Annotated in this window: 5 protein-coding genes; all 5 read right to left on the minus strand. The window is 45.5% G+C overall.

Translation table 11 applies throughout. From position 1 onward, the window contains the following. Positions 1 to 39 precede the first annotated feature (39 nt). Positions 40 to 825: a thioesterase II family protein gene (locus H6F52_RS01035; protein ID WP_277881879.1), complete on the minus strand. Its 786-nt coding sequence runs from the start codon at positions 823 to 825 to the stop codon at positions 40 to 42. After that, positions 767 to 5,236: a non-ribosomal peptide synthetase gene (locus tag H6F52_RS01040; protein WP_190531341.1), complete on the minus strand. Its 4,470-nt coding sequence runs from the start codon at positions 5,234 to 5,236 to the stop codon at positions 767 to 769. Before H6F52_RS01040 ends, H6F52_RS01035 begins: the two co-directional genes overlap by 59 nt. Positions 5,237 to 5,462: 226 nt before the next feature. Continuing rightward, on the minus strand, positions 5,463 to 11,135 hold the full coding sequence (locus tag H6F52_RS01045; RefSeq protein ID WP_190531342.1) for a non-ribosomal peptide synthetase: 5,673 nt from the start codon (positions 11,133 to 11,135) through the stop codon (positions 5,463 to 5,465). Further along, positions 11,132 to 14,491 (minus strand): amino acid adenylation domain-containing protein, encoded by a 3,360-nt coding sequence (locus tag H6F52_RS01050; protein WP_242033807.1) that lies wholly within the window; start codon positions 14,489 to 14,491, stop codon positions 11,132 to 11,134. The genes H6F52_RS01045 and H6F52_RS01050 overlap by 4 nt, the downstream gene beginning before the upstream one ends. Positions 14,492 to 14,514: 23 nt before the next feature. Further along, positions 14,515 to 15,564 (minus strand): TauD/TfdA family dioxygenase, encoded by a 1,050-nt coding sequence (locus H6F52_RS01055; RefSeq protein ID WP_190531344.1) that lies wholly within the window; start codon positions 15,562 to 15,564, stop codon positions 14,515 to 14,517. Positions 15,565 to 15,668: the final 104 nt, after the last annotated feature.

The following is a 15,668-nucleotide window of genomic DNA, read 5'->3' on the forward strand; positions in this document are numbered from 1 at the left end:
CAGAAGCGATCGCTCCTCATCAAAAGCGAAGTCGTGATGTTACTTTCCAACCGTGCTGATTGAGTTCAGTTCTCTAGAAAGGAATTGAAGCAGCAGGGGTTGAGCTGATTGCACAAAGAAATGGTCGCCGGGAAGCATTTGTAGCGAGAATTTAGCACTTGTCTGCTGTCGCCAAGCCTCAAGACGATCGACGCTGACTTTGACATCCTGTAAACCACCAAAAGCAGTGATAGGACACTGAAGCGGCGGTTCAGCAGCATAAACATAAGTTTCGAGAACGGCAAAATCTGCCCGCAGGATGGGCAGAAGCAGTTCCATCAGTTCCACATTCTCTAGCACTGCTTTGGGAGTCCCGTTAAGACGGCGCAGTTCCTCGATAAACGCGGGTTGTGGCAGGGAGTGGATGGGCGGCTCTTGTAGCGGGAGTTGAGGGGCGCTGCGACCGGATACAAACAGATGGACTGGACTCATCCCGTACTCTCTGCGGAGTAGACGAGCCACCTCGAAGCTGACGAGTGCCCCCATGCTGTGACCGAAGAAGGCAAATGGCTTGTCTAAGTATGGCAAAAGGGCGTGCGCGATCGCCTGCACCAGAGGTAAAGCCTGAGTAAATGGCGCTTCCAAAATCCGCTTTCCTCGTCCGGGAAGTTCGACAGCACAAACTTCGACACCCACAGGTAGACCCTGAGACCAGGTGCGAAAATTGAGCGCCCCACCACCAGCATAGGGAAAGCAGAACAGGCGCAGGCTGGAGAGAGGATTTGGCTTAGGACAATACATGATTGTTAAGGGTTGTTGCAGCGAATTCACCCACTGGGGGAGCATCCAGCAAACCGTTATCAATTAGGTAGGAAAAGTAGGGCGCAAACAACTCAGCCTCTAAGGGCGGACAAACAATAGAAGAACCGGCAAGCCCGTCTAGGGTATTCTGACAGTCAAACTGTAAAATTGCCGGAGTGGAGGCTGGTTCTTGTGATGTTGGTTGATTCATAAAATCCACTAGCGGAGACAAGGCATTTCCTGAAGATGTTTTAGCCGCCTCCAATAGTTCGCCGTGCCACTGATCGTATGAAATTTCCCGAAGGGGATAGCCAAACGAGCGAACCCAATTAATAACCTGGTTCCAATGGGCGGGATAGGGATTGACGATGTGAAAATCCTTGTTTAAGGATTCTTGCTGCTTGGATAGATAAGCGATCGCTCTACTCGCATAATCTATCGGAACTAAATTCACCATTGCATCACGCTTGGGAACGCTACCGAGTTGGATACAACCTTTTACCCATCTGAAGGTATTATCGCTTTTGTTGCAAAGCCCAGTTTGGCTATGCCAGGATATCCGTCCGGGTCTGTAAATACAGACCGGAATTCCGCGATCGCGTGCAATCGTTGCTAACTTTTCGGCAACCCATTTACTCTGAGCGTAACCAGTATCTATCACTTCCTCAGAATTGATAGAATCCTGTTCTCGAATGACCCTGACTCCAGAACCGCCCGCCGGAGAAACAGCATTAGTGCTAGAAATAAAATGCACTGGCTTAAGTTTAATTAAACTTGCCAATCTCAAAACTTCCTGAGTTCCCAGTACATTGGCAGCTTTAAGGGCAGAGTATGGGTAGGTAAAATTAACTAAGGCACCATTGTGATAGATGACATCGATTTGACTAGCCATGTCTCGAAATTGTTCATCCGAAAGCCCTAAAAGCGGTTTAGACAGCTCTCCCATAACCGGGATAATTCTGGAGCTGAAATTTTCATCCCAAAGTGAGTAAGATTCCAGGCTATTTTGTAGCCGTTCTTTCCCAGACTCTGCATTAGTAGCACGTACCAGACAATAGATATCTGCTTGTGTTTGTTGCAAAAGTTCGGAGAGTAAAAAAGCTCCTAAAAACCCAGTTGCTCCAGTCAAAAAGATGCAACTTGGTTCAGTGACTAACTCAACAGGTATAGAGTCAGGGCGAATTGTCGGATCTAGGACAGCTTCAGCGTCTAGATTTAAATTCGAGGCGGGAGAAACAAAAGGAATGACTCCCTGTTTCATTTCGATGTTTTTCCCTAAATCGGCGATGGTAGGAGCATCAAAAAAATCGCGCAAGGTCAGTTCTATCTGGAAAATTTCTCGCACCTTGGCAAGTAACTGAGGGATGAGTAAAGAGTGTCCTCCTAGGTCGAAGAAATTGTCATAAATCCCTACCTTTTCCAGTTTGAGAAGTGGAACCCAAATTCCAGCCAGTAGCTCCTCAACGCTATTGCGAGGAGCTACAAACGTATCTGTTTCGGGTTTTATTGTCTCCGGTGCTGGCAGTGCCAAACGGTCTATTTTGCCATTTGGAGTAAGCGGGAAAGCTTTCAAAACGACGAAAGCAGAAGGTACCATGTATTCCGGTAGCTTCTCTTTGAGGAAGGAACGCAGATCGTGAGTTAGTGCTGAATTTGAAACGATATAAGCCACTAAACGCTGTCCCAGTTCATCCTCTCGCAGCAAAACAATACTCTGACGTACCCCAGGAAATTGAGACAATACCGCCTCAATTTCCCCTAACTCAACCCGGAAACCCCGAATCTTCACCTGGTCGTCAATTCGTCCGAGAAACTCGATGTTTCCATCTGGTACATAGCGAGCCAAGTCTCCAGTTTTGTAAAGGCGGGATTCAGACCTCTCCCCCAACCCCTCCCCTACTAGGGGAGGAGAGCAATTCTCCCCCTTCCCTGCAAGGGAAGGGAGTTGGAGGGTTAGGTTTTGATTAAACGGGTTGGCAATAAACTTTTGCGCTGTAAGTTCCGGTCGATTCAGATAACCACGCGCCAAACCAGCACCGCCGATGTATAACTCACCCGGTACGCCAATTGGAACTGGCTGAAGATGAGCATCCAGGATATAAATCTGCGTGTTCGGGATTGGACGACCTAGAGGAACTGTTTCAGAATTACGATCCGCTTTCTGACCCGGTACCTGATAAGTAAGTACGCCTACTGTGGCTTCTGTTGGCCCGTAATGATTGAAGATTTGGCAGTCGGAAGCTAGTTTTTGAATTGTCTCAATTAAATTCCAACTTAAAGCTTCACCACCCAGAATTAATCGCTTTCTAGGTAAGATGTGTGCAGGGTTAGAAGCTGTTAGTAAAGCAGATAAGTGAGAAGGAACAATTTTGAGGCAATCAATCGGATGGTTTTGAAAGTAATTTGCCAGTGCTTCTGAGTCAGTTGCGCGTTCTTGGGAGACTATATGGAGACACCCACCCGTACACAAAGCCGGGAAAAGAACTGTATGACCTAAATCGGCAGCGAAGGTGGAAATAATGGCATAACTGGCACCTGCTGGCAAATCTAGTCTATTGATAATACCGTTGAGATAATTCAGCAGTTGTTGATGCTCAATCGCAACTCCTTTGGGTGTGCCAGTAGAACCGGAGGTGTAAATTACATAAGCGAGATTTTGCACGCTTGCCTTAGCAGGCAAATTTTGGTCACTTGCTTGAGTGATGGTATCGCCATCTGTATTCAAACAAACTATTTTTCTTGCTTCGCCGCTAAATTCATTAACCAAATCCTGCGTGGTTACAAGCACTGGCACTTGAGCATCTTGCAACATCAAGGCGAGGCGTTCTTTTGGCATTGCCGGATCTAGCGGTAGATATGCACCGCCTGCCTTGAGAATGCCTAGCATTCCCATCACCATTTCTAGAGAACGTTCAACGCAAATACCAACGACAACCTCTGGTTTAACTCCCAAATTTTGCAGGTGATGCGCTATTTTCTTGGCACGATCGTTGAGTTCGCGGTAGGTTAATTGTTGATTTTCAAATACAACGGCTATGTTGTCTGGGGTGCGTTCTGCTTGTTCTTCAAACAGTTGGTGGATGCACTTGGATTCGTAGTAATTAGTTTGAGTGTTGAATTCAACTAATAATTGGTGTCGAGAGCGATCGCTGAGTATATTTAACTCACCAACTGCTGTTTCTGGGTTGTTAGCAGCACTTTCCACTAAGGCATGAAATTGTTCCGCTAAGGATTGAATCACCTCTACACTGATAATGCTGGCATCATAGTGAAACTCTGCACTCAGCGACTCCTCTCGACGCACGCAAGAGAGTTTGACTTTGAAGCGATCGCAGCAGACGTACTGCTGGTAAATCGCAAATGATAAATCGCCAGTAGAATACGTGTTTAGCTGTTCTTCAAACTCGAAACCAAAGGGAAAGCCGGATAAGCTGGCAGTGCTAATATCTTCCCGACAGAAATACTCTTGCCAGTTATCGGCATCACTTACAGACTGCTGAACTTGCTGTACGATTTCACTAAATCTCAAGCTGTCTTCTAGATGAGTGCGAAGCGGTAAAAATTTGGCAAACAGTCCTAGCGATGGCTCTAATTCTTCATATTTTCGACCACTAAAAGCAGTGCTAACGATGATATCTGACTGTCTAGTTAGTCGCCAAAGTAGAGTTTTCCAGCAAGCGAGTAAGACGGCTGAAATAGAAGTATTGTATTTTTGCGCGATCGCTGTAATTTTGGCGACCAAATCCGGCTCAATCTGACACTCGATAGAGTTGAGGTCAAAATTAGCGGGTAAGGTAAGCAATTTATTCTCTAAAGGCAGCTTTAAATTAGCCAATTTAGAGAAATCTTGTTGCTTCCAGTATTCTTTACCTGTTAAATCCTCCTCATCCTCAAGCAATTGATTCTGCCACTCGGAAAATTGCACGTATTGCACAACTTCTTCTTCGGCTATTTCCTCACCTCGAAGACTAGCGGTGTATCCTTTGCTAATTTCTTGTACCAGATTCTTCAATGTCCAACTGTCGGCGCAAAGGGAAGGCAAAGTAACAATTAAAATATGTTGGTCATCCGACAGAGTAATTAGGGATGCACGCAGTCGCGAACCAGTAAGTTCGGAAGTAGAAATTGAGCATCTTTCTTCTTGAAGAATTACCTTTATTTTTGCTTCTTGTTCCTGGGAATTACAATCGCTTAAATTGATAGAACACCAAGAGGTTGCGTCGATGCGATCGCTGATGACTTGGATCGGTATTTTTATCCCTGGTTCTCGATGGAAACTTGTCCGGAGAATTTCGTGCCGATTGATAATTTGCTGAACAGCTTCTTTTAAAGCTGTTGTCTTGAGATTGCCTTCTATCAAAATTGCACATTGGGCGCAATAAGCGGTGCTATCTTGTTGCAATAGCCAAAGATAATTTTGTTGAGGAGATAACCGAAATCCATTTATGGTTTGCATTTTTTAATTTTCTCACTATGCACGCTACTTAATTTGTAAAAGAAGTTAGACTCGTTACCAAATAAAATTTGGTTGTGAAACCGCAGATGAATTTTTAGATCCTTTGCGAAAAGTCGATTTAGACCTTAAGCCTAAAAACGCAAATGTCTAAAGTAAGGTCACGCTGAGTTTGCTTTGCGTTCCCTTTGCGGTTTCCTTTGCGCTCCTTTGCGTTAAAAAACTCTCTTTAAATGTCCGTGTCAGTCATCATTTCTCCCATAGCAACCACAATCTTCCGCGAACCTATAAATGGGTTGCGGCTGTGTGCAGCCAACATATTATCTAGCATTAATATGTCTCCTTCCTGCCAAGGGAAACTAACAGATGTCTGTCGATAAATATCTTGAAGTTCGGCTATTACAGAATCTTCAATGGTCGTGCCATCTCCGTAATAGACATTCCGGGGCAGGTTTTCTTCTCCAAATACAGATAATAGAGCGGCGCGGACTGCTGGATCTAAGCAGGAGACATGGTGCAAGAAAAGTTGATTAAAAAATACCGTTTCTCCCGTTTTTGGATGCTTGGATATCGCCGGACGAATTTGGCGAGTTCTCAACCCATTGTCTTCTCTCCACTCAAATTCGATTGCAGCTTTCCGGCAATAATCTTCTACTACACTTTTATCGGTCGTTCTAAAAAACTCTTGCCAGCTAACATCTAATCCATCTGTATAGTTACGGACGTACATAATTTCCTTTTCGGCAAATCTTTCTTTAAGTTGGGAGTCGAGTAGCTGGTACACTTTGCGACAGTCAATAATGGGGGTTTCTCCGCCTTGCTGTGCAGCTTTGACACAGAAGAACCAAATTTTTAAAGGCCAGCGGTGTAAATGCGAACTCTCGTTATGAAATAAGATAGCTTTATCCGCCGGATAAGGGGTGGAACCGTAAACTTGCCCGCTAACTCCTTCGCGGGGTAAGTCTCCGTATTCCCCAAATAATTGGGGACAAATGGCTTGGGCAAATTGCTCAAAAATAGAAACTAAAGGTTCGTTAAAGCCTCGGAATAGAATTGCTCCATGTTGTAATAACTTCGTTTGGATTAATTCTTGGTTATTTTTTGCCCAGTCAACGATATCAACCTCGTTTACCGCAGGTTTGAGAACTAAGGGGAATGTTTCCCCTGCTTGTAAATATTCGGTTTTGACTAATTCGCCTTTGGGCAGAGTAACTGCTTTTGGTTTGATGTTTTTGAACTTGCTGAAGTTACTCTTTTCGCGTTTGACTTCTTGCATGGCTTGTTGTTTCTTTTCAGCTTCGGTAAGTATTTCTAAACGATTAAGGCGCGTATCCGGCTGCACGACGATGCTGTTCAGGAGGGTTTCAAAATGAGCGGATAGGCGCGCGATCGCATCCGCATCAAATAAATCAGCGTTGTACTTCCAACTGCCAACAATGCCATCCTCTGTTTCTGACACGAATAGCACTAAATCAAATTTCGCTGTCCCGCCCTCTACTTCGATTGGGGTTAAAGTTAAACTCGAAAGCTCTAAAGTGGGTACGGGCGTATTTTGCATCACGAACAACACTTGAAACAGGGGAGTGCGGCTCAAATTCCTTTCAGGACGCAGTTCCTCGACCAACTTCTCAAAAGGCAAGTCTTGATGGACATAAGCTTTTAAAGTAATGTCATGCACTCGCTTGAGCAACTCACGGAAACTGGGGTTGCCACGCATATCGGTGCGTAAGACCAAAATGTTGACGAAGAACCCAATCAACGATTCAGTTTCAACTTGAGTGCGATTGGCGACATCGGTGCCAACAATGATGTCATCCTGACTGGTGTAGCGGTGCAGCAGCGTCTGAAAGGCTGCCAGCAGTGTCATGAAGAGAGTTACACTCTCTTGGCGACTGAGTGTATTCAGTGCCTCAGATAGGGTTGGAGATAGCTCAAAGGATTGAATGGCAGCTTGAAAAGTAGAAGCCGCAGGTTGTTTGGTCGGTAGTTTCATCTGGGGCGGATTGTGACCTAACTGCTGCTTCCAGTAATCAAGTTTGGCTTCCAAAACTTCTCCTTGCAGCCATTGTCGTTGCCAAACTGCATAGTCTGCGTACTGTATGGGCAATTCAGGCAGTGGTGAGGGTTTCCCGGCGCAAAAAGCTTCGTAGAGTGCCGCCACTTCCCGGATCAGTACCCCCATCGACCAGCCATCAGCAATGATGTGGTGCATGGTCAGCAGTACCGCATTCTCTGCCTCATCCAGTTGTAATAAAGTGACGCGCAGCAAGGGCAATTGAGTGAGGTTAAAAGGTCGTTGCGCTTCCTCCGTGGCAAGTTGCAGCACAGAGGCTTCTCTTTCAGTCGGCGGCAATTTTCGCAGGTCTATTACTGGCAGTTTAAAAGTCGCAGAGGGGATAATTACCTGAATGGGTTGTCCTGCTTCTGTCGCAAAGATTGTCCTTAAAGCTTCGTGACGCTGGATAATCGCCTGAAAGCTTTGCTCTAGCGCTATGATATTGAGCGCACCGACCAGACGCACTGCGGCGGGAATGTTATAGGCATCGCCCGGATTTAATTGGTCGAGGAACCACAATCGCTGTTGAGCAAAGGAGAGGGGCAGTTTCCCCTCCCGCGCAACTGGCATCAGAGGCGGAACCTGAAGATTTTCTTGGGCGCGACAAGCTGTTTCAATCCGTTCTGCCAAACCTGCTACCGTAGGCGACTCAAACAGAGAACGCAGGGGAATTTCAACTTGAAAGGCTTCCCGGAGGCGAGAAATTACCTGAGTTGCCAGCAGCGAGTGTCCGCCTAAGTCAAAGAAGCGATCGCGCATACCGACTTGCTCTAAACCGAGAACTTGAGTCCAAATCCCTGCGACAACTTCCTCAATGGCGGTGCGGGGAGCGATATAGGCGCTTTCTAACTCTGGTCTAGCGGTGTCGGGTTCTGGCAATGCGCGACGGTCAATTTTTCCGTTGGGTGTGAGAGGAATTGCCTCTAGCAGTACAAAGCCAGAAGGCACCATGTAATTAGGTAGCTTCTCCTTGAGAAATGAGCGCAGTTGTACGGGTGTCGTTGCAGCTTCTTGCTTCAGTACGACATAAGCAACCAAACACTTGTCGCTAGAATTGTCTTCTCTAGCAATCACGACAGCTTGCTGCACGCCTGAATGTTGGCTCAGTACCGCTTCAATTTCGCCCAGTTCGATACGGAAGCCACGCACTTTAACTTGGTGGTCAATGCGTCCCAAATATTCCAATTCACCATTCGGCAGATATCTCGCTAAATCTCCAGTTTTGTACAGTAATTCAGACTTTTCTGACTTCTCTAAAAATGGATTGGGAATGAACTTCTCGGCTGTCAGTTCAGGTCGATTTAGGTAGCCTCTGGATAAACCTTTGCCGCCGATATACAGTTCACCCGTAACACCCACTGGGACAGGCTGTAGATGGGTATCGAGTATGTAAACTTGCGTGTTGGCAATGGGACGCCCGATGGAAACGCAAGCGTCGCTACTTTCAACTGGATGAATAGTAGACCAAATCGTGGTTTCGGTAGGGCCGTACAAGTTCCACAAGCGATCGCCTCGTACGAGCAATTGAGCGGCGAGTTGTCGCGGTAAGGCTTCGCCACCACAGAGGATTTTCAAGCCCTTACTACCCTGCCATCCCCCTGCCAAAAGCAGTCGCCAAGTAGCAGGCGTTGCTTGCATGATGGTCGCCCCAGAATTGGTTAATGTTGTTAACAACTGTGCGCCGTCAGAGGCAATTTCACGGGGTACTACGACAACGCGAGATCCTACAGTTATGGGGAGGAATATTTCCAGCGCCGCAATATCAAAAGATAAGGAGGTGACAGCTAGGAAAATATCTGGCTGGGTTATTCCTAGTGGCTGGCGCATGGAAATTAGAAAGTTGACTACACAGGCGTGGGAAATTTGTACGCCTTTGGGTCGTCCGGTTGAGCCGGAAGTGTAGATAACGTAAGCTAAGTTGGAGGAATTTTTAACTGAATTTGGACTGCCGATTTGTAGGCTTTCCCAATCGTCCAAGCATACAATCTCGGCATTATGCGAGGGTAGGGTATTTAACAGCCGCTTTTGGGTTAATAACACCGAAACTTGAGCATCCTCTAACATGAAAGCAAGACGCTCTGGGGGATAGGCTGGATCTAGGGGTAGGTAGGCTCCACCTGCTTTGAGAATGCCCAGCAATCCCACGACCATTTCTAGGGAACGTTCTACACAAATTCCCACTAAAACTTCTGGCTTCACGCCGAGTTTTTGTAGATGATGCGCTAGGTGATTTGCCTTGGCATTGAGTTCGGCATAGGTGAGTTGCTGGTTTTTAAAAATAATGGCGATCGCGTCTGGTGTTCGTTCCACTTGTTCTTCAAACAACTGGTGCAGACAGCGATCCGTCGAGTCGTTCGTGTGAGTATTGTTCCACTCCACTAACAACTGATGCCGTTCGGGTTGCGTTAAAAATGGCAAAGTGGAGATAGAGCGATCGCTATTGGCAACAATACTTTCTAACAACGTTTGAAAATGTCCTGCCATCCGCTGTACGGTGCTGGCATTAAACAATTCTTTGTTGTATTCAAATACTCCTGTAAGACCTCCCGCTTCCTGAGATAAGTTGAGTACCAAATCAAATCTTGCCGTTTGACTCTCCATCTCTTCAAGACTGAGAGAAACTCCCGGCAATTCTAAAGTTTGTGTCGGCACATTACGGAGAGCAAATAACACTTGAAACAGCGGATTACGGCTCAAATCCCGATCCGGCTGCAACACTTCTACCAGTTTCTCGAAGGGCAAATCCTGGTGGCTGTATGCTCCCAACGCCACCTCGCGCACCCGTCCTAACAACTCCTTAAAAGTAGGATTATTCGATAAATCAGTCCGCAGAACTAAAGTATTCGCAAAAAAGCCAATAATTCCTTCTAGTTCGGCACGGTTGCGGTTGGCAATTGGCGAACCAACTAAAATATCCTCCTGTCCGGTATAACGATAAAGCAACGTTTTGAACGCCGCCAGCAAAACAATGAATAAAGTCGCTCCTTGCTGCTGACCTAGTTTAGTCAGTGCCTCAGTCAGCGCCTTGGACAAAACAAATTTTTCCTCTGCACCTTGGAAGGTTTGCACCGCAGGTCGCGGTCTGTTTGTCGGCAAATCTAGTACGGGAAGATTGCCTCCTAATTGCTTTTTCCAATAAGCAATCTGGGTTTCTAAAACTTCTCCTTGTAGCCACTGTCGCTGCCAAACTGCAAAGTCTGCATATTGGATACTTAATTCAGGAATTGGCGAGGAATTGCGACTAGAGAAAGCTTTATAAAAGGTGGCTAACTCTTGAATAAATATCCCCATTGACCACCCATCTGAAACAATGTGGTGCATCGTAAATAACACCACATACTCAAATTCGCTCAGATGCAGCAGGCTAACTCGCAGCAAAGGTGCTTGTGTGAGGTCAAAGGGTTTTTGCGCTTCTGCGGTGACGAATTGCCGTACTGCTTGCTCTCGTTCGGTGTTGGGAAGTTTCCGCAAATCGATAACTGGAAGCGTTAATTTCAAATCTGGGGTAATGACTTGGACAGGTTGCCCATTTACTGTTGTGAAGGCAGTCCGTAGGACTTCGTGACGCTCGATAATTGCGTTGAGACTTTGTTCGAGAGCGATCGCATCCAACGTTCCCTTAAGCCGCACAGCCGCAGGGATGTTATAGCTGGTATTTCCCGGCTCTAATTGGTCAAAAAACCACAACCGCTGTTGAGCAAATGACAAGGGAAACGAGTTATATTCCCGGTTTTGGCGGGGGATTTTAGTTAGTGCGATCGGCTCTTTTTTCTGATTAAGCCGTTTTAGCAGCAACTCGCGTTTTTCGGGAGAAAGTCCGGCGATGCGCTCGCTTAAATTACTCATTTGCCTACTCCTTCCTTAGCCAAAACTTCTCGAACTTCTTCCTCCGATATTTCATCTAGCTCTGCTAACATCTGAGCCATCATTTCCTCATCGGTTTGTTCAGCTATTTTTTGAGCGATCGCGACTGCTAAATCCGCGACAGTGGGAGAGTCGAAAAACTGCCGCAAGGGAAACTCCACATTAAAGGCGTCACGTAATCGGGAGATTACCTGAGTTGCTAGCAGCGAATGTCCTCCTAGCTCGAAAAAATTGTCGTAAATACCCACTTGTTCAATCCCAATTGCTTCAGCCCAAATTCCAGCTATTACCTCCTCAACATTGGTGCGGGGAGCAACAAACGTTCCTGCTAACTCTGGGCGAATTTGCTCAGGTGCTGGCAGTTTTTTTCGATCCACTTTCCCGTTAGCCGTTAAAGGCAGAGTCTTTAAAATCACAAAAGCAGAAGGTATCATGTATTCCGGCAACTTCGCTTTTACAAAAGAACGTAAGTCACCCATTAGATTTGATTGACTGGCTTCTTCTCTACTCCCCTGCTGCTGACTCAAAACCGAATAAGCAACTAAACGCTTGTCCCCAGGCAAATCCTCGCGAACTACAACCACAGCCTGTTCTACGGCGGGATGCTGCCTTAGCACCGCCTCAATTTCTCCCAATTCGATGCGGAAGCCCCGGATTTTTACTTGATGGTCAATTCGTCCCAGAAAATCAATGTTTCCATCCGGTAAATAGCGAGCCAAGTCTCCGGTTTTATAAAGTTGTGAGTTGTGAATTGTGAGTTGTGAGTTAGGCGGAATATCGTTTAACTCAGTCTCATCCCTCTCTATAAAGTGGTTAAAAATGAATTTTTTGTCGGTTAGTTCCGGCTGATTTAAATAACCTCTTGCTAAACTCTCTCCGGCAATGTAAATTTCACCAGATACACCAATCGGTACAGGCTGGAGATGATTATCTAGGATATAAATCTGGGTATTTGCTAGCGGACGACCCAGCGGAACTGTCCTTGAAACATGAGCTATATTCCCAGCTTCTACCTGATAGGTAAGGACTCCAACCGTTGTTTCTGTTGGCCCGTAGTGATTGAGAATGTGGCAGGATGGAGCCAAGTTCTGGATTTTCTCAATCAAACCCCAACTAGATGCTTCCCCACCTAAAATTAATCGCTGACGAGGCAAAATAAATTCTGGTTGAGAGGATGACAGTAAAGCCGATAAATGCGAAGGAACAATTTTGAGGAAATCAACTGGATGCTGTTGAAAATATTGCGATAGTGCTTCAGCATCAGCAGCGCGATCTTTGGAGATGATATGCAGACATCCTCCCGTACACAAAGATGAAAATAAGACTGTATTTCCTAAATCCGCAGCAAAGGTAGAAACCATTGCAAAACTGGCACCATCGGGAAGATCCAATCTTTCACAAATGCCATTGAGATAGTTAAGAATTTGCCGATGTTCAATCGCAACACCTTTGGGTGTTCCCGTAGAGCCAGAGGTGTAAATTACATAGGCAAGATTCTCCGCTGTTACAACTGATTCTAAGTTGCGATCCGAAGGCTGCGCGGTAGCGCGATCGCTCTCTGGTTGCATTTCCGAGTCGGAATCTAAGCAGAAAACGGTAGCTCTCGAGTTGGGAAGGTTGGTGACTAACTGTTGTTGCGTTAACAACACCTTTGCCTGAGTATCTTGCAGGATGAACGCTAGGCGATCCGATGGCAAGGTGGGTTCAAGGGGGAAATAAGCTCCCCCAGCTTTCAGCACTCCCAACAGTCCAACAACCATCTCTAGGGAGCGTTCTAGATAAAGACCGACTAAAACTTCTGGTGCGACACCCAGCTTTCGCAAGGAATGAGCGAGTTGGTTAGCGCGTTGATTTAACTGCTGATAAGTGAGTTGTTCGCCTTCGTAAACCAGTGCGATCGCGTCCGGCGTTTTTTCAACTTGTTGCTCAAATCGTTGATGTATTCCCTGAAGTTGAGGAAAATCAATCTTTGTATTGTTGAACTCAATCAAAAGTTGCTGGCGTTCTACCTTGCTGAGAATTTCCAACTCGCTAATCGCAACATCTGGAGTTTCGAGGATACTATCAACCAAAGTAAGAAAATGTCCGGCTAAACGCTGAATATCCGTTTCAGCGAATAAGTTTGCGTCGTAGTGGAACTCGATACTCAAAGAGTCATCCCGCTCAACGCCAGCCAGTTTGATTTTGAAGCGGTCAATACAGGTGGAAAGCCGTTCAATTGAAAAGGTAACACCAGCAGCAGAACACTTAGCAAGTGACTGATTAAATTCAAAACAAACTGGAAAAAAGGATGAATCAGCCGAGGCATTCAAATCCCAGCTAAAGTATTCTTGCCATTGGTAAACTTCTTGCTGCGCCTGATGAACTTTTTGCAGTAAGTCAACAAATGAAAGCTTTGGTTCTAAATGGCTTTGAATCGGTAAATATTTGGCAAACAATCCCAGCGCTGATTCCAATTCCTCGTATTTTCGACCATCGAAAGCTGTCCCAATTACCAAACAGCCAGATTTGGTGAGCCGCCAAAGCAAAATTGTCCAGCAAGTCAGAAGGAATGACGACACAGTTGCATTCTTACTCACGAATGCTGTTATTTCGGCTACTCGGTCGGGATTGATTGTCTTTGTAATAAATCGCGGTTGAAAATTTGCTGGTTCTGAAACTAATTTTTCCAGCGGTAGGGCGATATTTAACAGTGCAGAAAAATCTTGCTTTTGCCAATAGTTTCGTCCGACTTCCGTATCTTCTCCTTCTAGTAATTCATTCTGCCATTCAGAGATATCGGCATACTGCATTATCTCATCGTCGAGTTCCGTACCGAGACAACAAGCAGCGTATGTACAACTAATTTCTTCTGCTAAATGCTGTAAAGTTGCAGCATCGGCACAAAGAGCCGGTAAATTAATCAGCAAAATATGCTTCTGCTCTGACAGAGTAATGAAGGATAGATGTAATAGCGAATCTCGCTCAAAATTGCAGTGTTCATTACTTATTTTGTTAAAGAGCGCTTCCAGTCGATTTTTTTGCTCTTGGATATTGCTAGAACTCAAATCAATAGATTGCCAGTTAATAGTGCTGCTATCTGAAATAACTTGTAGGGGAATCGTCATTCCCGGTAGACAGCGAAAATGGGTACGAAGAATTTCATATCGATTAACAATTTTTTGTAGGGAGGCCTTCAAAATCTCTACATTAAGAACGCCTTCAATTGAAAGAAAGCACTTCACTTGATAAGCTTGAAGTGAATCAAGCTGCTGCAAACCCCACAGGCGCTTTTGTTGAGGAGAGATTTGGAAGCCTTGAATGATTCCGTTTTGCATTTCTAGAACTTTATTATCCATTTTTAAAACTCATTTATTCTGGATTAAATATGTTTACTGCTAAAAGGTTCAGCCATACCTACAACAACTTTGCGCGAACCAATGAAGGGTGTTCTTCCATGAGCCGTTAACATATTGTCAAGCATCAGAATATCTCCTGCTTGCCAAGGAAACATCACCGTTTCTTGGCGATAAGCAGAGCGAATTTCCTCCAAAGCTTCCGGTTCAATCGGGGAACTATCTCCGTAATAAGTGTTGTAGGGAAGCTCAATTTCCGAAAATGCTAACAATGCTTGACGAACTTTTGGTTCTAGAGTTGATACGTGAAAGAAAGCTGCATGATTAAACCAAACTGTTTCGCCAGTTTTCGGGTGGTTAACTACCGCCGGACGAATTTGGCGAGTTCGCAGCTTGTCGCCTTCTTCCCACTCCATCTCAATACCGTTCTCATGACAGTATGCTTCGACAACGGTTTTATCTGAAGTTTGAAACGCTTTTTGCCAGGGAAGTCCGAGTCCACCGCTAAAGTTGCGAACATACATCACTTGTTTTTGCAGAAAGCGATCGCGTATCTGGACAGGAATGCGATCGCATACTTTCCGAATGTCCGCTATTGGCGTTTCTCCACCTTGTTCGGATGGCTTTACGCAGTGAAAGTAAACTTTTAAAGGCCAGGTATTGGCGTAGGAAAGTTCGCTGTGAAGAAAGATAGTTTGGTCGGCCGGATAGTCGGTGGAAGTATAAACATTGTCCTTCACCAGAGTCCGCGGCGACGAACCATCTTGATACGGTAAAAGTTTACCATCAGAAGTGGCTTTGACGAACTGCTCGAATACTTCAATCCCCTTAATTTTGAAGTTGCGGAAGAGTATTCCCCTGTACTTGAGAAGTTGAGTTTCTAGGAACGAACGATTATTCTGCGCCCAAGTAATTAAATCCAATCCGTCTACCATTGGTTCGATAACGAGCGGTAAAGGTTGGTTAGATTGTAGAGGTGCTGCTTTAATCAATTCATCCTCAGAGACAGTAATTGATTTTCTTTGGGCAGTTCCTACTTTTTTAAGGCTGAGTTTGGGCGATTCTGAGGGTTTCATTAGACTTCTTACAAAAGTGTGCTTTTTCCGTAGTACTGCCAGGAATTTAAATTCCTGGCTCATAGCCAAAGTCGGTTTAAAGCGACTAAATCTTGAATGTATTA

This window comes from Coleofasciculus sp. FACHB-542, from assembly GCF_014695825.1.
In the GTDB taxonomy this organism is placed as follows: domain Bacteria; phylum Cyanobacteriota; class Cyanobacteriia; order Cyanobacteriales; family FACHB-T130; genus FACHB-T130.